At 72.2% G+C, this 19,633-nt stretch carries 11 protein-coding genes; 9 read left to right on the top strand and 2 right to left on the bottom strand.

Features of this window, described 5'->3' with window-relative positions:
* Positions 1-5: 5 nt before the first annotated feature.
* The 4 genes from WMF22_RS08220 to WMF22_RS08205 all read left to right on the top strand — a co-directional run bounded on the left by WMF22_RS08220 (position 6) and on the right by WMF22_RS08205 (position 5,213).
* Positions 6-1,811, top strand: coding sequence for an OmpA family protein (locus WMF22_RS08220; protein WP_438035390.1), 1,806 nt, complete (start codon positions 6-8; stop codon positions 1,809-1,811).
* 24 nt (positions 1,812-1,835) lie between these two features.
* Positions 1,836-3,653, top strand: a complete 1,818-nt coding sequence (locus WMF22_RS08215) for an adenylate/guanylate cyclase domain-containing protein (RefSeq protein ID WP_437298556.1) — start codon at positions 1,836-1,838, stop codon at positions 3,651-3,653.
* A 422-nt stretch (positions 3,654-4,075) separates the two neighbouring features.
* On the top strand, positions 4,076-4,966 hold the full coding sequence (locus WMF22_RS08210) for a hypothetical protein (protein ID WP_438035389.1): 891 nt from the start codon (positions 4,076-4,078) through the stop codon (positions 4,964-4,966).
* On the top strand, positions 4,881-5,213 hold the full coding sequence (locus WMF22_RS08205; RefSeq protein ID WP_438035388.1) for a hypothetical protein: 333 nt from the start codon (positions 4,881-4,883) through the stop codon (positions 5,211-5,213). Before WMF22_RS08210 ends, WMF22_RS08205 begins: the two co-directional genes overlap by 86 nt.
* Positions 5,214-5,369: 156 nt before the next feature.
* On the opposite strand, the gene WMF22_RS08200 is transcribed toward WMF22_RS08205, so the two are convergent.
* Entirely contained in the window at positions 5,370-6,911 is a 1,542-nt protein-coding gene (locus tag WMF22_RS08200) for an amidase (RefSeq protein WP_437298554.1), read from the bottom strand.
* Between the two features lie 654 nt (positions 6,912-7,565).
* On the opposite strand from WMF22_RS08200, the gene WMF22_RS08195 reads away from it, so the two are divergent.
* A complete protein-coding gene (locus tag WMF22_RS08195; RefSeq protein WP_437298553.1) occupies positions 7,566-8,867 on the top strand; it encodes a cation:proton antiporter in 1,302 nt (433 codons plus the stop codon).
* A gap of 84 nt (positions 8,868-8,951) precedes the next feature.
* Here WMF22_RS08195 and WMF22_RS08190 read toward each other — a convergent pair whose 3' ends face one another.
* Positions 8,952-10,229: a serine hydrolase domain-containing protein gene (locus WMF22_RS08190; protein ID WP_437298552.1), complete on the bottom strand. Its 1,278-nt coding sequence runs from the start codon at positions 10,227-10,229 to the stop codon at positions 8,952-8,954.
* Positions 10,230-10,951: 722 nt separating this feature from the next.
* Here WMF22_RS08190 and WMF22_RS08185 point away from each other — a divergent pair.
* The 4 genes from WMF22_RS08185 to WMF22_RS08170 all read left to right on the top strand — a co-directional run bounded on the left by WMF22_RS08185 (position 10,952) and on the right by WMF22_RS08170 (position 19,632).
* The gene (locus WMF22_RS08185; protein ID WP_438035387.1) at positions 10,952-16,885 is read left to right on the top strand and encodes a PAS domain-containing protein; all 5,934 of its coding nucleotides are present in this window, start codon (positions 10,952-10,954) and stop codon (positions 16,883-16,885) included.
* Between the two features lie 253 nt (positions 16,886-17,138).
* Positions 17,139-18,386 carry a hypothetical protein gene (locus WMF22_RS08180; protein WP_437298549.1) on the top strand — a complete coding sequence of 416 codons (1,248 nt, stop codon included), beginning with the start codon at positions 17,139-17,141 and terminating at the stop codon, positions 18,384-18,386.
* A gap of 360 nt (positions 18,387-18,746) precedes the next feature.
* Positions 18,747-19,337, top strand: coding sequence for a GTP-binding protein (locus WMF22_RS08175; protein WP_437298548.1), 591 nt, complete (start codon positions 18,747-18,749; stop codon positions 19,335-19,337).
* A 70-nt stretch (positions 19,338-19,407) separates the two neighbouring features.
* Positions 19,408-19,632 (top strand): DUF2188 domain-containing protein, encoded by a 225-nt coding sequence (locus WMF22_RS08170; protein ID WP_438035386.1) that lies wholly within the window; start codon positions 19,408-19,410, stop codon positions 19,630-19,632.
* Position 19,633 lies beyond the last annotated feature (1 nt).

Genomic DNA, 19,633 nt, shown 5'->3' with positions numbered 1-19,633 from the left:
GACCGATGGAGTATTGGCCGGCGCGCGTCATCGCGCCCCTCCTGGCCTCCCCGCTGCTCGTCGCAGCGGCAACGGCTTCCATGCCGGCCGCAGCGCAGGAGGCCACAGCGCTCGACAGGCTCGCTCCCGCGCCCGCGGGCGACGGGCTATCCACTGTCCCTTCTGCCGGCGTATCGGGGGAGCTCCGGCCCGCGGTCGGACTTCTGTTCTCCTATTCTCATCAACCCCTCAGCCTGCGCGGGACTGCGCCTGCCGGCTCGGTAACGTGGGTGGGCCGGCAGGCGATCGTCCACGCGCTCGCGAGCGTCGAGCTCCTGCGCCGGATCAAGCTCGATCTCGACGCGCCGTTCGTGCTGGACCAGGGCGGCGCGTCCGGCGCGCTCGGGAGCATCCGCGTCACGGCGCCCGCCGGCGGCGCCACGCTCGGCGATCTCCAGGCCGGAGGGAGGGTGACGCTCCTGCCGCAGGAGGGGCTCCGGCCGGCGGCGGCGCTCGGGCTCTCCGTCTGGCTGCCGACGGGAGACGAGGCGGCGTTCGCCGGCGCGGGCGCCGTGCGTTACGCGCCGCGGGTGATCGTGGGGGCCGAGCACCCGGGCTTCCGCTGGTCGGCCTCGGCGGGGGGCCGGTTCCAGAAGGCCTCGGCGGACAGCCTGACGGGCAGCGAGGTCCTCTTCTCCGCGGGCGCGGGCGTCCGCAAGGGCCCGCTGCAGCTCGGGTCGGAGCTCTCCGTCTGGGCCGCCGCCGGCGAGGGGTCGGCGCTCGAGGTCCCGGGCCGCGCGGGGGCCGAGCTCCTGCTCACCGCGCGCTGGTCGCTCGGCCCCCTCACGCTCGACGCGGGCGCGGGCCCTGGCTTCGGGCGGCTGCCCGGCACGCCGAAGGCGCGCTTCTTCGCGGGGATAGGCATCGCCGCGGACGTCGTTCCGCCGGCGCCCGCTGCCGCCGCCCCCTCGGCCGTCGCCGGCGCGTCCACCGGGACGAAGGGCGCTCGCGGCGCGGCGGGGGCCGCGCCTCCGGCCGCCGACTTCGACGGGGACTCGGTCTCCGACGCCGAGGACGCCTGCCCCCGGGTCATCGGCGAGGCGCGCCCGCCGGCCGCGGCGGTGGGCGCCCGGCCGGCGTTCCGCCGCGGCTGCCCGCCGGACCGGGACGACGACGGGATCTACGATGTCGACGATCGCTGCCCGGACGTGCCGGGGGTCAGCAGCGCGGCCGCCGACGCGGGACCCGGCGGCGCGGCTCCCGGGGTCACGTCCGGGCCCTCCGCGAACGCGGGGTCCCGACCTGCGTCGAGGCACGGGTGCCCCGCGGACACGGACGGCGACGGCATCCCCAACGCCGCGGACGCTTGCCCCTACGAGCGCGGCAAGCCGAGCGAGGATCGCGCGACGCACGGCTGCCCGTTCGCGGTGCGCATCGAGGGCTCGCAGATCGTGATCCTCCAGCAGGTCCAGTTCCGGACGGGCCGGGCCGAGATCGAGCCGGAGAGCTTCGAGCTGCTCTCCGAGGTCGCGGCCGTCCTCGAGGAGCACCCCGAGATCGCCCGGGTCGCGGTCGACGGCCACACGGACAACCAGGGCGCCGCCCAGGCGAACCTGAGCCTCTCGCAGCGCCGCGCGCTCGCCGTCGTCGCGTGGCTGACCGCGCACGGCATCGACGCCCGCCGCCTCGAGGCGCGCGGCTTCGGCGCGCGCCGCCCCCTCGCCGACAACCGCACCCGAGACGGCCGGGCCAGGAACCGCAGGGTGGAGTTCCAGATCCGCAAGCGCACCGACGAGGGCGCGGCCGGCTGGAAGGACGGTCCTCTTGAGTGACGCGTCGCCCGCGGAGGCCTCCGCGTGAGGGAATTCTCGCTCAAGACGAAGGCGATCGCGCTCTTCACGGCGATGGCGCTCGTCCCCGTCGCTGTCGCCGTGACGCTCCTCATCGACGTGAACCGGCGCGCCGTGCGGACCTCCGAGGAGAGGCTGCAGACGGCGATCCTCTCCGAGGTGGCCTCGGCCTCGATCCAGCTCGTCCGCGACGTCGAGAGCGATGCCGTCGCGGCGGCGGCCATCTTCGGCCACGCCGCGGGCGGCTCCATCCGGGACGAGGACGCGGTCGCGTCGGTGCGCGCCCTCGTCGCGACGCGCGGGCTCGTCGAGGCAGTGCGGCTCGAGGTGCCCGACGCGGGGATCAGCACCTTGATCCGCAAGGCGTCATCCGACGCTGACGTCGCCGCCGCGCCGGCAGCGCTGCGCCAGCTCGCTGACGAGCGCGGCGTCGGCTTCGGCGTGGTCGGGCCGGCCCGCGGCCTCCTCGTCGCCCGTGTGCGACCCGCCGGCGACGCGGGCGCCGGGGCCGCGCCGGGCGCTGGCGCCGGCGCCGGCGCCGGCGCGCCGCCTCCCCCGGCCGGCCCGGCCGGCTACGTGGTCGCCGAGGTGCCGCTCGACATGCTCGGGCTCGACCTCGAGGTGATCGCCGGGCGCCGCCTCGGGAGCCGCGCGGTGCGCCTGCTCATCGCGGGCCACGATCGCCAGGCGATCGCGGCGTTCGGGGTGCCGGGCGTCGCGCCGGGCAGCGACGTCTCGTCCTTGCCGATCTGGCACAATCTCCCCCCGGGCGCGGGGTTGAACGACAGGCTCAGCGTGCTCGCCCCGCACGACGAGGGCGGCCAGCGGATGATCGGCGCCATCGAGACGGTGCCCGACCTCGGCTGGGCGGTCGCGATCTGGCGCCCCGAGCCGGAGGCCTTCGCCGCGCTCGACGAGATGCGGCGCCGCGGCGTCGCTGTCGCCGCGGGCGCGCTCGTCCTCGCGCTCGCCCTTGCGCTCGTGACCGCCCGCCACGTGACGCGCCCGATCCTGCACCTCGTCGCGCAGGCGCGGCTCATCGGCGCCCGGCGCTGGCGGGACATCGCGCTCGGCGACGCGCTGCGGGGGCGGCGCGACGAGATCGGCGAGCTCACGACGTCCCTCGGCCGCATGGCCCAGGACCTCGAGCAGGGCGAGGCGGACATCGCCCGGGAGGCGAAGCTCCGCGGCGATCTCGGCCGGTTCATGGACAGGGCCGTCGTCGACGCGATCGTGCGGGGCGAGCACCCGCTCGCCCTCGGCGGCAAGCGGGCGGCCGTGTCGGTGCTCTTCGCCGACGTCGTCGGCTTCACGCCGCTCGCCGAGTCGCGCGACGCCGAGCGGATGGTCGCCCTCCTCAACGAGCTCTTCTCGATGCTCACCGAGATCGTGTTCCGGCACGGGGGCACGGTCGACAAGTTCATCGGCGATTGCATCATGGCCGTCTGGGGCGCCCCGATCGCGCAGGAGGATCACGCGCGCCGCGCGCTCGCGGCCGCGGAGGACATGATGCGCTTCCTCGAGACGGCGAACGAGGAGTGGCGCGAGCGGTACGACGTCGAGGTCCGCCTCGGCGTGGGCGTGAACTCCGGAGAGGCCATCGTCGGCAACATCGGCTCCGACAAGCGGATGGAGTACACGGTGATAGGCGACGTGGTGAACGTCGCCTCGCGGCTCGAGGCGATCGCGGCGCCGAACCAGGTGCTGGTCTCCGAGGCGACCCGGGACCTCGCCGGCGACGCCTTCCCGCTGCGCGCGCTGGGCGAGCGCAACCTGACGGGGCGAAAGACGACAACGGCCGTGTACGCGCTCGATCCGGACTGACCGCGCCCCAATCCCCCCTAGTTCACCAACGCGGTCATGCTCGTGGTCGTGGTCGTGGTCGTGGTCGTGGTCGTGCGCGTGGTCGTGCGCGTGCGCGTGCACGTGCGCGAGACACGTGGCTATATCGGCACATCCTTGTCAGCATGGCGGCGAGCCGTGACAGAAGGTGCTTGCCATGCTCGACGTCCTTGCTCTGGACGACGCCCATGATGCGGCAGACGTCGACCAGGGCCGCGCACTCACGTGCACGCGCACGCGCACGCGCACGACCACGCGCACGACCACGACCACGACCACGCGGGACCGGGAGTCTGGGCAGCGGCGGCGCCGGCGGCAGCGGCGACGGCGTGCCCGATTGCTCCCGGCTCCCGCCGTGGGCGCGGGGATACGGGGGGTCCGGCGACGACGTGGGGCTGTCCATCGTGAGCGACGCCGCTGGCAACTTCTACGTCTCGGGTAGCTTCCGAGGAACGGTCGACTTCGGCGCCGGCCCCGTCACCAGCGCAGGGGGGTCGGACGTCTTCTTCCTCAAACTCGATCCCGCAGGCTCGTTGATCTGGAGCAAGCGCTTCGGGACCGAATACAACGACGCGAACGCCACCATGGCCGTCGACGGAAGCGGTGATATCGTGCTCGTCGGGGTCTATGACGGTGGAACTCTCACGCCAGGTCCGGATCTCGGTGCGGGTCCCCTCCCGCCCGTCCTCGATGAGGGCGCGCTGTTCGTGGCCGCATTCGACCCCGGCGGCAATCACATCTGGAGCAACGGCTTCCCTGGCAGACTCGGCACCTCGGGCTGGCCCTGGATGGTACGGCAGGCTGCCGTCGACGGCGCCGGCGATGTGTACGTGCTCCATGTCGTCGATGAAGGTTATCGACTGGCGAAGGTGGGCGCCGGAGGTACCGCCGTCCTCTGGACAGCCCACCTGCAAGGGATGTACAACTATTCACAGGTGAATGGAGCGGGACGCATCGCGCTCGACAGCGCTGGCAACGTGCTCGCTGTGACCCCCAGCTTCGATACGGGCCTGCCCCCGTGGCCGACATTCAACGTCACCAAGCTCGCCCCGACGGGGGCCGTGCTGTGGGAAAATCGGTTTCCGTCGACGGCGACGTACCCCCTGGCGGCGGCCTATTCGGTGGCGGTCAACGCGGCGGACGAGGTCCTCGTGACAGGCATCACGGACGGCACCGTCGACTTCGGCGGCGGCGCGGTGGGGGGGGTCCGTGCTGGTCAAGCTGGACGCAGCAGGAGAGGTCATCTCCAGCCACACGATCAGCGCTCCCTTCCACAGGATCTCCCTCGATCCTGACGGCGGAATATTCGTCGCTGGGCCCTCGGGGCTCGCCAAGCTCGACGAGAACGGGACCAAGCTCTGGTCGGTCGTCTTCGACCCGCCCAGCAGCGACTCACACGACCGTTTCGTGGAGGACATCGCCGTATCTCCGAATGGCACGGTTGCGATCACCGGCGGCACGGGCGCGCCGGTCGACTTCGGGACCGGGCCGATCCCCCACGCAGCGGGGAGCGACATCTTCGTCGCCACGTTCAACCCCTGAGGACCTCGCCTCTCCGCCTGCACGTCAGCCTCGCGGAGCGGGAGCTCGAACGCCTTCGCTGCCGCTCCGCGACGTCGGTCGTCGGTGTCGCGCACCGACAGGTCCAGCCCGGTGAACGTGCCCGTGAGGCCGGTCCTCCTGACCGCCATCGCGCCGTCAGATCGCCGGCGCTCTGTAGCCGCCGAGCTCCCGCTCGATGTGGCCGGCCAGGGCGAGGACGACATCCTCGCGGAAGGGGCGGCCGATGATCTGGACGCCGATCGGCGTTCCTCGCGACGACGTGCCCGCGCGCACGACGACCGCCGGCCACCCTGTCATGTTGTAAGCGAACGAGTAGCTGAATCCTGCGTAGACCCCGTGCACGACCCACGCATCGTGCGGCAGCGCCTCGAGGACACACGGCGGGCAGACGATGGCGTCGAAGTCCTGCATGAAGCCGAGCATCCGCCCCCGCCAGGCGTCCAGCCGCTCGACCGCCGCGGTCAGCTCACCGCTCGACAGCGGCACGCTCGCGAGCGAGGCGTCCACCTCGGCGCCGGGGTCCGTGGTCCCGGCCAGGTCCAGGAGCCGCTTCAGCCAGGCGCCGCCGTCCGCCCGGAAGATATCCGCGTCTACCGTGAGCACGTCGCTCAGCGCGTCGGGCTTCTTCGACTCCACCCGCGCGCCGCCCGCCTCCAGCGCCGCCGCCGCGTCCACCACCGCCTGGCGCACCGCCGCGTCCGGCGCCGCGATCCCGTTGTCGGTGTGCATCGCGATCCGCAGATCCCTGAGCCGCACGTGCTTCGGGTCGCCGAGCGGCGCCGGGATCAGCGCCGCGTCGCGCCAGTCGGGCCCCGCCAGGACGCTGAAGAGCAGCCAGAGATCGTCGACCGAGCGGGCCATCGGCCCGAGCACGGTGAACGATTGGAGCAGCCCCTCCGCCGGGACGATATGGCCCGTCCGCGAGACGCGGCCGGCGGTCGGCTTGAGCCCGGCGATCCCGCAAAAATGCGACGGCAAGCGGATGCTCCCGCCGGTGTCGCTCCCCACGTCGAACGGCGAGCCGCCCGCGGCCACGATGGCGCCCGCCCCCCCGCTCGAGCCGCCCGGCGACAGGTCGAGGCCATACGGGTTGTTGGTGCGCCCGTACACTGCGTTGTTCGTCTCGTACGACCACGTCATCTCGGGCGTATTGCTCTTGCCCAGCAGGATCGCGCCCGCTTCCTTGAGGCGCCGGACCACGGTGGCGTCCTCCGCCGGAACGAAATTCGTTCGCCCGCTCGTGCCGCCGGTCGTCACGACGCCGGCGGTATCGATGGAATCCTTGATCGTCATCGGCACGCCGTGCAGCGGGCCGAGGTGCTTGCCTCTCGCCAGGGCCTTGTCCGCCGCCCGCGCCTCGGCTCTCGCCTCGTCGGCGCGGAGCTTCACCACGGCGTTCAGCCGCGGGTTGATCTTCGCGATGCGCGCCAGGTGCGCCTCCACGACCTCGAGCGACGACACCCGCTTCCGGCGGATGAGATCCGCCAGCTGCCCCCCGGTCGCCCGTGTGAGCTCCGACCGCGCCTCCGCTGTAGGCGCCTCGACGGGCGTCATCCCGTCGCATGCGCCCGACAGGGCCGCCACGCCCCCGGCGAACGCCCGCAAGAAGAAGCGGCGCGAGATCTCCCCTGTGTGCGCGGCAGCGCCCGGGTCATTGACGTTTGCTGATTCGCTCATGCTCTCTTCCCCACGGGAGCGTCGTGAGCCAGCGTCGCGCGGCTCGCGAGACGCACACCGTGATTCTTCGGGTTCAAATGATGCATTTACAGGAAACGAGCCATTGCACAGCAGGATACCGGCAATGGCGAACGGGCCGCCATCGCCCCGCGGCCCACGACCCATCTACGGCGCTCACCGCGCGCGGTTGCGGCGCCGACCACCGATTCGACCGGAGGCGCGAACGGCGCCGCAGGCGCCGACGAGGCGCACCTCGCATCACCAGGCTGGAGGCGAAGCCACCGCAGACACACGCACATCTCGCCGCTCGGTAGCACGGTGTAAAGCGTCCGCGGGAGGTCCACACACGTCGTCAGACGTCCGGGAAGGGACGAGGCGCGCTCAGGCGCGCGGCGACAGGCGCATGCCGCCGTGAAGGTCACTCGGGCCGGCTGCAGCGGAAGGAGTAGCCTCGTTCGTGCCGCCTCGACAGGGCGGGTCTCTCTGTCGCGCCCCCGGCGTCGGGCAGCCCGGCGCGGGTCCCGCGGTCGAGGCTTGACATTTCGAGTCGGCTTGGATTTCCTTCCCTCGGGGAAACTTTGACGTGCAACTTTTCACCCGGACGTCGCCGCGCCTCGCTCGAGCCGGCGCGCGCCCGCCTGTAAGCCTGGGAGCATGGATCTATTCCAAGTCTCGGCAGCGCTGCTCTCGCTCGCTGCGATCTTCAGCTTCTTCAACCATCGGGTCCTCAAGCTGCCGACCACGATCGGGTTGATGCTGATCGCGATGACGACGTCCCTCGTCATGGTGGGCATCGGAGAGCTGTTTCCGGAGGTGGAGGCCGAGGCGAAGGAGCACCTCCATGGCATCGACTTCAACAAGACGTTGATGCAGGGGATGCTCGGGTTTCTGCTGTTTGCCGCCGCGTTGCACGTCAACCTGGCGGATCTGAAGAAGCAGCGGGTCGTCATCGGCATCCTGGCCACCGGGGGTGTGCTCATGTCCACCGTGCTGGTGGGCGGCATGACGTACGCCCTGATGACGCTGATGGGCGTGCACATCCGGCCGGTCTACTGCTTGCTCTTCGGCGCGCTCATCTCCCCCACCGATCCCATCGCGGTGCTCGGGGTCCTCAAGCACGTGGGGGCGCCCAAGGAGCTCGAGATGAAGATAGCCGGAGAGTCGCTCTTCAACGACGGCGTGGCGGTCGTGGCGTTCATCGGGCTCCTGGAGATCGCGTCGGGGACGTCGGGCCTCGATCTGCAGCGGCTCTCGCTGCTGTTCGCCCAGGAGGCGATCGGCGGCGTGCTGTACGGCCTCGCGCTCGGCTTCGTGACGCTCGCCATGCTCCGGCAGGTCGACGACTACAAGGTCGAGGTCTTGCTCTCGCTGGCGACCGCGGCGGGCGGCTATGCCCTGGCGTACGCGATCCACGTCTCCGGCCCCATCGCCATGGTGGTGGCCGGGCTCTTCATCGGGAACGAGGCGCGCGCCGGCGCCATGAGCGAGAAGACCCGCGAGCACCTCGACGACTTCTGGGAGCTGATGGACGAGATCCTGAACGCGGTGCTGTTCGTCTTGATCGGCCTCGAGCTCTTGATCGTCGCCTTCGACGCCCAGTCGCTGCTCGCAGGGCTCCTCGCGTTCCCGGTCGTGCTGCTCGCGCGGTTCATCGCTGTCGCGCTGCCGGTGAGCCTCATGAAGAGGCGCAGGGTCTTCACCCCGGGGGCGATCCGCATCCTCACCTGGGGCGGCCTGCGCGGCGGCGTCTCGGTGGCCCTCGCGCTCTCCATCCCCGGAAAGCTCGCGGACGGCACGCTCGTTCCGGAGCGAGAGATGGTGCTGACCATCACCTATGTCGTGGTGGTCGTCTCCATCGTGGTGCAGGGCCTGACCATCGGCCCCTTGCTGCGCCGGACGCTCGCCGCCGCCGCCGCCGCCGAGCCGGAGGAGCCGCTCCCCGTGGAAGCCGCCTGAACGACCTGGAGAAGCGGCGTTCGCCGGAGATCCTCGCCTGTCGCGGCGCCGCTCGCCCGCGGCGCCGCTCGCCCGCGACGGCGCTCAGCGGTGCACGGCGTTGATGATGCCGTCGAAGAACTCGGTGCAACCGATGTTGTCGAGCATGCGGTTCCAGCCGAGCTCGTCGAACGGCTGCGGCAACCCGTGGTTGGTCAGGAGGACGCCGATGATCTCGAGATCCGGATCGACCCACATGAACGTGCCGGCGCCGCCCGCCTTGCCGAAGGCGCGCGGCGACAGGCGCATGCCGCCGTTCGAGAAGCGCCGCGTCCGCATCTCCCACCCGAGGCCCTTCGGGGCGAGGAGCAGGTTGTTGATGGGCGACGTGTCGGTCTCCGCCTCCGTCACGTAAGGCGTGTTGTTCTTCTTCATCTGCCGGACCAGATCGGGCCGCAGGACCTCGGCGCCGCCATAGGCGCCGCCGTTCAAGATCATCTGGCAGAAGACGGCGACATCGAGCGCGGTGCTGAACACGCCGTCACAGCCGGCGATGCCGCCCAGCGCGAAGTCCTGCTCGTCCTGGACCTGCCCCCGCACGAGGCAGCCCCGGCGGGCGGAGTACCCCGTGGCCGCGACGCGCTCGACGAGCTCCGGGGGCGGGTTGTACATCGTGTCGCTCATGCCGAGAGGACGCCAGACGCACTCTCTCGCGATGGCGTCGAGATCTTCCCCCGCGGCGGCCTCCATCATGCGGCCGAGGAGGCGGTAGGTGAGATCGCTGTACAGCGCCGATCTGCCTGTCGCGTATTCGAGCGGCGTCTCGGCCATGATGGACCAGGCCGTCTCGACGTCCTCATCCAAACACTGGTTGTCCAGCGGCAGACCGGACGAGTAACGGAGCATGTCATAGACGGTGACGGCCCCCTTTCCGTTGGCGGCGAACTCCGGCAGGTACCTGGCGACCGGCGCGTCCAGCCGGATCACGCGCTCCTGCACGAGCGCGAGGGCCGCCGCCGCCGTCGAGAGCACCTTGCTCATCGACTGGACGTCGAAGATCGTGTCGAGCGTCACCGGCTCGTCGGCGCCGGGGACCTTGCTGCCGAAGGCCCGGTGACCCACGATGACCCCGCGCCGCGCGACCAGCGCGGTGGCGCCGGGAAACAGGGCGTCGTTCACGCGGCGCTGGATCCGCGCGAAGACGTCCTCCAGCCGCTCCGAGCTCATGCTCACGTCCTCGGGCCGCCCCGCGGTGAGCGTCGTCGAGCAGGCGCCTCTCCATGGGTCCGAACCGAGCGCGGGCGCCGCGGCGGCCACCGAGGCGAACTGGGTCATCCCTTGCAAGAACATCCTGCGGTTGACCGCTCGTCGTTGATCGATCATGGCTCTTCCCAACCTTGCTTTCGTGAAGAACGAATCCTTCCACGGCGCTTGCCCCCCGGAGGGCCGGAGGCGCATTCAGCGTGGGCGTCTGGCGTGAAGGCTCGCAATTTGTACGCCAGCGTGACCTGCCGTCTCCCCTTCGAGCTGCACCGCCAAAAAGAGCTGCTACCTGGCCGCTGGTTTCAGCTGAGAGGTCCGGCGCGTCCCCTTCAATGGAGTTGGCACGACTGGAATGGAAGCGCAATCGATTGCGGGATGACGCAAGCAGATGACATCCTGGACGACCGTGGACGACCGCGGACGAATGGACGCGCTGTTTCCGGGTTCCGGGTTCCGGGTTCCCGGGTTCCCGGGTTCCCGAGTTCCCGAGGGGCCACGGGCCCTCGTGGCCTGACGTCTCCCCCGCTTCCTCTGCCGTCGCCTCTCCCCCCATCACTCGCGCTCTCGCGCGCCAGCGGACGATACGTGAGGGTTCCGCTCACGGCCGAGCTCGGCAGACAGCGTCCGACGGCGCTGCGATCGGCGCGGCTCGCCCTGACCGGCCGTCACGCCGCGGCCGACGCGTCGAGCCGATCATCGGACGCCTGGACCGCCGCGGCGCCGACCGCTCACCGCTGGTATCGATCCTGCCTGTCGATCCGCAGCGCAGCGCAGCGCAGCGCAGGCGCTTTCGAGCGCAGCCGCGCCCCGGGGACATGTGTCACGCCCAGCACGCCAGAGCCATGCAGACAGCGACCGAATACCTCGCGGAGGCCGTGCTGGACGAAGGACCGGATTTCGCGCTCTACCGGGCGCGCGAGCCGGCGGGGCGGAGCGTCCTCGTCAAGGCCCTGAAGGTCGCTCACCCCTCGACGGCCGAGTACGAGGCGCTGCGGCGCGAGCTGGAGGCGACGCGGCTGGTCGGCTGCGACGTGGCCATGGAGGCGGCGCGGATCTGCACGTTCCATGGCCAGCCCGCGCTCGTCCTCCAGGACGACGGAGCGACGCCGCTCGCCCGCCTCATGGGCACCCCCATGGATCTCCGCCGGTTCCTGAGGCTCTCCACCGGCATCGCCGGGGCGCTGGCGACGATCCACGGGCGGCAGATCGTCCACCTCGGCCTCACCCCGCACCGCGTGATGCTCCTGCCCGGCGACGTCATCAAGCTGACCGGGTTCAGCCCCTGGTCGCTCTCGCCGGGCCGGTGTAGCCCCCGATCGGCCCGTCCGTCCCCCTGCACCTGGCCGTACCTGTCGATCGAGCAGGGCGGGCGCCTCGGCCTGGCGATCGATCACCGCTCGGACCTCTACTCCCTCGGGGTGATCCTGTTCGAGCTCCTCACCGGACGGCTGCCCTTCTCCGCGAACGATCTGCTGGGATGGCTCTACTGCCACGCCGCGGTCGTCCCCCCGTCGCCGCTCGTGTCCGTGCCCGGGCTGCCCTCGAGCGTCGCCGAGCTCGTCCTGAAGCTGCTCGCGAAGCTCCCCGAGGACAGGTACCAGAGCGCCGCCGGCCTCCAGCACGATCTCGTCCGGTGCCGGGAGGCGCTCCGGACGGAGGGGCGGATCGCGCCGTTCCAGCCGGGCCTCGCCGACGTGCCGCCGCCTCTGCGGCTGGCCCCCGGGCTGTACGGCCGCGCCGGCGAGGTCGCGCGGCTGGAGAGCGCGGTGGCGCGCGTCGGGCGCGATGGCCGGACGGAGCTCGTCCTGATCTCGGGCCCGCCGGGCGTTGGCAAGACGCGCCTTGTCCATCGCCTGGGCGAGTCCGTCCGCGCGCCCGCGGCGCGCTTCACCGGCGGCAGGTGCGAGGCGGCCCCGCGCCACGCCCCGTGCGAGGCGCTCCTCGCGGCGCTGGACGGCGCGCTCGTCCAGGCCCTCGAAGAGGGCGAGGCGTCGCGCGCGGAGCTGCAGCGCGGCCTCGCGGGGACGCTGGGCGCGAACGCGCCGCTGCTGGCCGGCATGCTCCCGGCGCTCGCCCGGATCCTCGGCCAGCGGAGCCCGCCGCCCGAGATCCCGCCCCCCGAGGCCGAGGCGCGGTTCCAGCTGGCGCTCAGCCAGCTCCTCGGCGCGCTCGCGCGGCCGGGGAAGCCGCTCATCGTCTTCCTCGACGATCTCCAGTGGACGGACGCCGAGACGCTGAAGGTCGTCGAGCGCTGGGCGACCGACCCCGGCGTCCACGACACGCTGATCCTCGGCGCGTACCGGAGCAACGAGGTCCCCGATTCCCACGCGGTGCGCCGGATGATCCGCCGGCTCCGCGAGCAGGACGTCGCCGTGACCGAGATCGCGATCGCCCCGCTGTCCGCCGACGCGGTGACCTCGTGGGTGGCCGACTCGCTGCGCGCCCCCCGGGAGGAGGTCGCCCCGCTCGCGGCGAGCCTCCACGAGAAGACAGGGGGAAATCCGCTGTTCATCGCGCAGCTCGCGGGCACGCTCCACCAGGAAGGGCTGATCCGCTTCTCGACCACCGCCCGAGCGTTCCGGTGGGATCTCGAGACGATCCGGGCGAAGCGGTGCTCGGACGACGTCGCCGAGATCATCGCCGCGAACCTCCGCAGCCTCGACGCGGGCACGCAGGACGCCTTGCGGCGGTTCGCCGTGTTCGGCGACGCCGCCGATCTGACGACCCTGGCGCTCCTCCTCGGCTGCCCGGAAGACGCCGTCATCGAGCGCCTCCAGGCGGCCTTCTCCCTGCGGCTCATCGTCCGGATCGACCGCGAGATCCGCTTCCTTCACGACCGCATCCATCAGGTCGCCTACGAGCTCACCCCCGCCGAGCAGCGGCCCGAGGCGCACCTCGCCGCCGCGCGCGCCCTGCTCGACGGCCTCCCGCCCGACCGCGTCGAGGCCCAGCTCTTCGAGATCGTGCGCCAGATCACCCGCGGAGCGCCGCGGATCACGTCCCCGGAGGAGCGGGCGCGGGCCGCCGAGCTCAACCTGCGCGCGGGCCGGAAAGCGCAGGCCGCGACCCACCACGCCGCGGCCATCGGGTTCTTCCTGCTGGGCGCCGAGCTGCTCGCGGGCGCGCGCGGGGAGGCGGCGCGCGCCGGGCTCGCGTTCGAGCTCGACTTCGCGCTGGCCCAGTGCCGGTTCGCGACCGGCGAGCTCGCGGCCGCGGAGCGCATCTGCGCGTCGCTGTGCGAGCGCGCCTCCGGGCGGTGCGTGGCCGCGACCGTGTACGCCCTGCTCGCCGAGATCCAGGTCGCGCAAGGCGCGATGGACGCCGCCGTCGAGAGCTGCGTCGCGGGCTTCGGCAACTGCGGGCTCCCCCTGCCGCGCCACCCGGAGGCCGCCGCGGTGGACGCCGCCGTCGCGGCGGTCCTGGGTCGCCTCGAGGGCGGCGCCCTCGCCATCGCCGCCCTCCCGGACCTGCCGCCCATGACCGACCCGCGCGCCCGGGCCGTCTGCGACCTCGCCGCCACGCTGTACCAGCCCGCTTACCACGCGAGCTGGGACCTCATGGCGGCCGCCGCCAGCGCCGCGGTGGAGCTCTCGCTGACGCACGGGAACACGAGCAGCTCCGCGGCGGCCTACGCGACCTTCGGGCTCGTCCTCGCCGAGCGGCGCGGGCGCCCCGCGGACGCGTTCGCCTTCGGCGAGGCGGGCTATCGGCTCGCCCAGCGCGAGGAGAACTCGCCCTACAGGCCCAGGGCGAGCTTCACGTTCATCGCCTTGCTCGGCTACCTGAGGATGCCTGTCCGACGCTGTCTGGAGCTCGCGCGGCGCGAGCTGGACGCGGCGCTCTCCGCCGGCAACTACCCCTTCTCCTGCTATTTCGGCCACCAGCTCATCGCGTTTCAGCTGTTCGCCGGCGACTCCCTCGACGACGTCGCCGAGGAGGCCTCGCGTCGCCTCGCGCTCGCCGAGCGCACCTGCGGCCCGGCGGACCAGGACATCTTCCGCGATCAGCTGCGGCTGCTCGCGCGGCTGCGCGACCCGTCCACGCCCGGCCGCCCGCCGGGGTGCTCCGCGGAGGAGCTCGCGCGGAGGGCGCCGGTCAGGGCCTTCTATGGCCATCTCCTCGACCTGCAGACGCGCGTGCTCCTCGGCGATCTGGGTGAGGCCGCCGGAGCGGCGGAGCGCGCGGGCGCCTTGCTGCACGCCGCGCGCCGCTTCCTCGGGGCCGCCCAGGTCCACTTCTACGCGGCGCTCGCGCGCTCCGCCGGCCACGCCCGCGCGCCCCCGCCGGCCTGCCTCGAGGCCGTGCGCGCGCACCTCGCCCACCTGGCGGCCCTGGCGGACGCGTCCCCGGAGAACTTCGCACACCAGGTCGCCCTGGTCTCGGCCGAGCTCGCGCGCCTCTCGGGCGATGAGCTCGCCGCGGAGCGCGGGTACGAGCAGGCCCTCGACGGCGCCCGCGCGGGCGGGTTCATCGAGGTCGAGGCGCTCGCCAGCGAGCTCTGCGCGCGCTTCTACGAGCAGCGGGGGCTCGACACGGCGGCGAGCGCCTACCTCGCGCGCGCCCGCGACAGCTACGAGGCCTGGGGCGCGCGGGCGAAGGTCTGCGCCCTGCTCCAGCAGCACCCCGAGCTCGCGCGGCGGCCCGCGTCCTGGGGTGGTGACGTCAAGTACCTGGATATGCTCGGTATTTTGAAGGCCTCGCAGGAGATCTCGAGCGCGCTGGTCCTGCCCCAGCTGCACGCCCGGCTCCTGCTCGTGGCCATGGAGCACGTGGGCGCGCAGCGCGGTTGCCTGCTCCTCTCGTCGCCGGAGGGCCTCGTCCTGGCGGAGGCGAGCGGCGACGGAGAGCGCGCCTTCGGCCCCGCAGGCCACCTCGCGGCGCCGTCGCAGGTGCCCCTGTCGCTCTGCACGGCCGTCGTCCGCGCCCGCAAGCCCATCGCGATCGCCGACGCGGCCGCGCCCCACCGGTTCGCGATGGATCCCTATTTCGGCGACGCGTCGCGCCGCCGGCGCTCGGCCCTCGGCGTGCCCATCGTGCGCCAGGACGAGGCGGTGGGCCTGCTTTACCTCGAGAACAACCTGGTCCCGGACGCCTTCTCCACCGCGGAGCTGGGCGTCCTCGACGTCCTCGCGTCGCAGGCGGCCATCTCGCTCGAGAACGCGCGGCTCTACGGCGAGCTCCAGCAGGAGAACGCGCAGCGCCGGCGCGCGGAGGCGTCCCTGCACGACAGCAACGCGCTCCTGCAGGCCATCCTCGACAACACGCCCGCCGTCGTGTTCGTCAAGGCCCCGGACGGGCGGTACCTGCTCATCAACCGCCGTTACGAGGACGTCGTGCACGTGACCCGCGAGGACATCCTCGGCAAGACCGACCACGAGCTGTTCCCGGCCGAGATCGCCGACGCGGTGCGCGCCAACGATCTCGCCGCGCTGCGGGAGGACCACCCCATCGAGAGGGACGAGTACGTCGCGGCCCCCGACGGCATCCACGCTTTCCTCTCCCTCAAGTTCCCGCTGCGCCACCCGGACGGGCGGTCCTATGCGCTGTGCGGGATCGCGACGGACGTCACCGAGCGCAAGCGCGCCGAGGAGATGCTGCGCCACTCGCACGCGCTGCTCGAGGCCACGCTCGACTCGACGGCGGACGGCATCCTCGTCGTCGACGAGGCGGGCCGCCCCGTGCGGCACAACCGCAGGTTCAGGGAGATGTGGGGGATCCCCGAGCAGGTGCTCCTCTCGCAGGACGATCGCCTGGCGCTCTGCCTCGATCAGCTCGCGGACTCCGAGCAGCTCCTCCAGGAAGCGAGGATGACGAGGAGCGTCGACGACCCCCGCGAGGCGAGCGGCATCGACACCCTGACGTTCGACGACGGGAGGGTCTTCGAGCGCTACTCCCAGCCTCAGCGCGTGAGCGGGCGCATCGTCGGGCGGGTCTGGAGCTTCCGCGACGTCACGACGCGCGTGCAGGCCGAGCAGCAGCGGGACCGCCTGCTCGCGGACGAGCAGCGGGCGCGCGCCCGCGCGGAGGAGGCCGTCCGCGCGCGGGACGAGTTCCTCTCCGTCGCCTCGCACGAGCTCCGGACGCCGCTGACCAGCTTGCAGCTCGCCGTCCACTCGATGGAGAAGAAGCTCTCGCGCGGCGCGGAGGGCATCGAGCGGGCGCGCGCGTCGGTCGATCTCTCGCAGCGGCAGGTCAAGCGCCTCGTCGCCCTCGTCGACATGCTCCTCGACGTCTCCCGCATCCACGCGGGGCGCCTGGAGCTCGACCCGATCGAGATCGATCTCCGCGCGATCGTGGGAGAGGTCACGACGTACCTGGACGACCAGCTCGCGCGGGCGGGCTGCGCGCTCGACGTGCGCGCCGCCGGGCCGGTCGTCGGCCGCTGGGACGCGCAGCGCATCGAGCAGGTCGTGACCAACCTGCTGAGCAACGCGATCAAGTTCGGCGGGGGCAAGCCGCTCGAGCTCACCATCGCGTCGGACGGAGAGATCGCCCGGCTGTCGGTGACCGATCATGGCATCGGCATCCCCGCCGACGTGCGAGAGCAGGTCTTCGAGCGGTATCGCCGGGGCGTCTCGTCGCGTCATTACGGCGGGCTCGGGCTGGGCCTCTACATCACGCGCACCATCGTCGAGGCGCACGGAGGGCGGGTGAGCGTATCGAGCGAGATCGGCGAGGGCTCGACCTTCTCCGTCGAGCTGCCGCTCTCGCGCGACGTCCCCCCGCCCGCGCGCGGCCGGGAGCCGCGGCGGCGGCGGCGGCAGCGCATCGAGTAATCGAGTGGCGAGAGTGGCCAGAGTGGCCAGAGTGGCCAGAGTGGCCAGAGTGGCCAGAGTGGCGAGAGGAGCGAGAGCAGCGACGAGCGCGTTGACAGCGGGCGCGCTGGCGCTACCCTGGGCATACCGGTCAGGAACAGGATCCGTCATTCCACCGACCGACGAGTCATGACGGGCCGCGCTCGCGCCTGGCGACGATGGACCTGAGAGTGTCCCTGATCCCACATGGGGTCTCGGGTGATGAGGTCGCGCCATGCGAAAGGCGGAGATTGAGGCCCTGGTGCGCGCGCACCGGGGCCGTGCCCGTCCCGTCGCGTTCTTTCATGTGCTCCGTCAGCCGTCGCTGGAGCCAGACGATCATGCCTTCCTGTCCGAGCACATCGACGAGCTCGGGACATCCGATCTCCTGCGCTGGAGGGCGCGCTGCGAGAGCGGCTTCAGCGGGCCGGTGATCCGGCAGCTCGCGCGGCTCGCGATCCAGGATCCCGCGCACTTCCAGCACGAGGTGCTGGGCGTGCCGCGCCTCGTGCTCGACGAGGAGGAGTGGATCGAGCTGTCGGATCTCGTGCGCGGCAAGGTCCCGGCGGGGATCTACGAGCGCGTGCTCGAGCGTTGCCGGCGCGAGCCTGTCCAGTGGCCCTCGGGGTTCATCCTCGCGCCCAAGGTCCACAAGGGGCTGCCGCCGCTGCTCGACGGGGACGAGCTCGACGGCCTGAACGGCGAGCGCCCCGCGCTGCGCGATCTGCCCGTCCCGAAGATCCTCGCGGCGCGGCGGGCCGGGGCGCTCTCGCTCGACGACGACGCGCTGGCCACGCTGGCGATGGAGCGCGCGCGCGGCTCGGACGAGGACTGGAGCGTCGATATCCGCCATTTTCCCCCGGCGCTCCGGGACGCGATCCTCGAGAAGGCGCGCCGGACGCCGCGGGGCGCGGAGCGGGCGAACCTGCTCGGCTGGCTCGAGGCGCACGGCGTGGCGCGGGCCGCGCTGATGGACATCGCGCTCGGCGCGATCCGGGCGGGGGACGACGCGTATGCCGTGCTCTCCTGGCTCGCGCGCCAGCTGACGACGCGGGCGGCGTGGGACAAACATGGCCTGGAGACGCTCTCCACGCTGATGTCGGCGCGCGCCTTCTCGGAGATAGGCGAGCTCGTGACGCTCGCGTGGAGCGAGGCCAGCCAGGGCGGCAAGGAGATCTCCCGCGGCTTCCTGGAGGCGATCCAGGTCGCCTTCGCGCTCGTGCTGCTCGGGATGGCGCGGGAGGCGCTCGCGGCGGGCCGCGAGGCGGGCGCGACGGCGGCGCTGTCGGCGCTCGCGTGCCTCGACCCGCCGTCGCGGGTGAGCCGCGCCGTGCACGAGCTCCGGCGGGTCCCGGGCGCGAGCCCGGACGTGGTGGAGCTCATCGCCGTGAACGAGCGGCTGGTGAAGCACAGCGACGCGCGCGACGCCTCCCTGGAGGGCTTCGTGGCGGCCCTCCACGCGATCGCCGACGCGTCTTCGTGATCGCCGCCGGCGCGGCGCCGCGCGCGGCGGCAGCGGCGGCGCGTCCGCTCGCCGCCGGCCGCGCGTGACGTAGCGCCGGGGAACCGCGAGCGGGGCGTACCGCGCGGCGCGCCGTGGGCGAGCCGGGGCGCCCCCAGCGCGGCGCATGAAATCGTGGGGAGAGCGGCCGCCGCCTCCCCTCCCAGCGCAGGAGTCGACAACGGCCGCCGCGCCGAGCGGCGGCCGTTGATCGCCTTCGTTTCCAGTGCGCTTCACGACGGTCTCCATCGCTTCCAAGGCGATGAACGACGGTCGCCTTCGTTTTCAATGCGGGGACGGGCCTTGCCTCCCCTCGAACGTCGACTCTGGAGGAGCACGCCGATGGCGTTCATCAACTATGCGAGCCGGGAGATCTACTGCAAGATCGTCTATTACGGGCCCGGTCTCTGCGGCAAGACGACGAACCTTCAATACGTGTACGACCGGACGGTGCCGGCCGCCAAGGGGCGGCTCATCTCGCTCAAGACCGAGAGCGATCGCACGCTGTTCTTCGATTTCCTGCCGCTCGATCTCGGGGGCCTGTCGGGCTTCCGGACGCGCCTTCAGCTCTACACGGTGCCGGGTCAGATCTTCTACAGGGCGAGCCGGAAGCTCATCCTGAAGGGGCTGGATGGCGTCGTGTTCGTGGCGGACTCGCAGCGCGCCCGGGTCGACGCGAACGTCGAGTCGATGGCGGACCTCTGGGACAACCTCGCCGAGGAGGGCCGCTCGCCCGGCCGGCTGCCGTTCGTCGTCCAGTACAACAAGCGCGATCTCGACGGGATCGCCGATGTCGCAGAGCTCCGGGAGCTCCTCAACCCGGACGGGGCGCCCGAGTTCGAGGCCGCGGCGGCGAGCGGGCGCGGCGTGTTCGATACCCTGAGGGCGATCTCGAAGCTCGCGCTCAAGGAGGTGCAGCGCCGCCACCGGTAGGGCCTTCGCGAGCGCCGATCCGTTGCGGCTCGCGCGCGCCGGGCTCACCCTGCCGGAAAGAGGACACGCCATGACACAGAGATTCGCCTACCACGTCATGCCGGACCCCGACGGCTGGGGCTGGGTGGTCGCGGCCGAGGGATACGTCACCCGCTCGCTCCCGTACGGCACCGTGCAGGAAGCGATCGAGTACGCGGAGGACCTCGTCCGCCAGCACCCGGGGAGCACGCTCGTCGTCGACGAGCAGCCGCCCGAGCTCACGCCTATCGAGATAGAGCACCGGCTCGCGGCGTGAC

Source organism: Sorangium sp. So ce204, assembly GCF_051526795.1.
Taxonomy (GTDB): Bacteria; Myxococcota_A; Polyangia; order Polyangiales; family Polyangiaceae; genus Sorangium; species Sorangium cellulosum_B.
Note: the sequence above shows the minus strand (reverse complement) of the source record. Positions and strands in the feature narration are given on the sequence as shown.

Bases quoted from the DNA above. Each gene is read 5' to 3' on its own strand.
- WMF22_RS08180 (WP_437298549.1), top strand. From the start codon at position 17,139: ATGCGAAAGGCGGAGATTGAGGCCCTGGTGCGCGCGCACCGGGGCCGT.
- WMF22_RS08195 (WP_437298553.1), top strand. From the start codon at position 7,566: ATGGATCTATTCCAAGTCTCGGCAGCGCTGCTCTCGCTCGCTGCGATC.
- WMF22_RS08185 (WP_438035387.1), top strand. From the start codon at position 10,952: ATGCAGACAGCGACCGAATACCTCGCGGAGGCCGTGCTGGACGAAGGA.
- WMF22_RS08220 (WP_438035390.1), top strand. From the start codon at position 6: ATGGAGTATTGGCCGGCGCGCGTCATCGCGCCCCTCCTGGCCTCCCCG.
- WMF22_RS08200 (WP_437298554.1), bottom strand. From the start codon at position 6,911: ATGAGCGAATCAGCAAACGTCAATGACCCGGGCGCTGCCGCGCACACA.
- WMF22_RS08190 (WP_437298552.1), bottom strand. From the start codon at position 10,229: ATGATCGATCAACGACGAGCGGTCAACCGCAGGATGTTCTTGCAAGGG.
- WMF22_RS08175 (WP_437298548.1), top strand. From the start codon at position 18,747: ATGGCGTTCATCAACTATGCGAGCCGGGAGATCTACTGCAAGATCGTC.
- WMF22_RS08170 (WP_438035386.1), top strand. From the start codon at position 19,408: ATGACACAGAGATTCGCCTACCACGTCATGCCGGACCCCGACGGCTGG.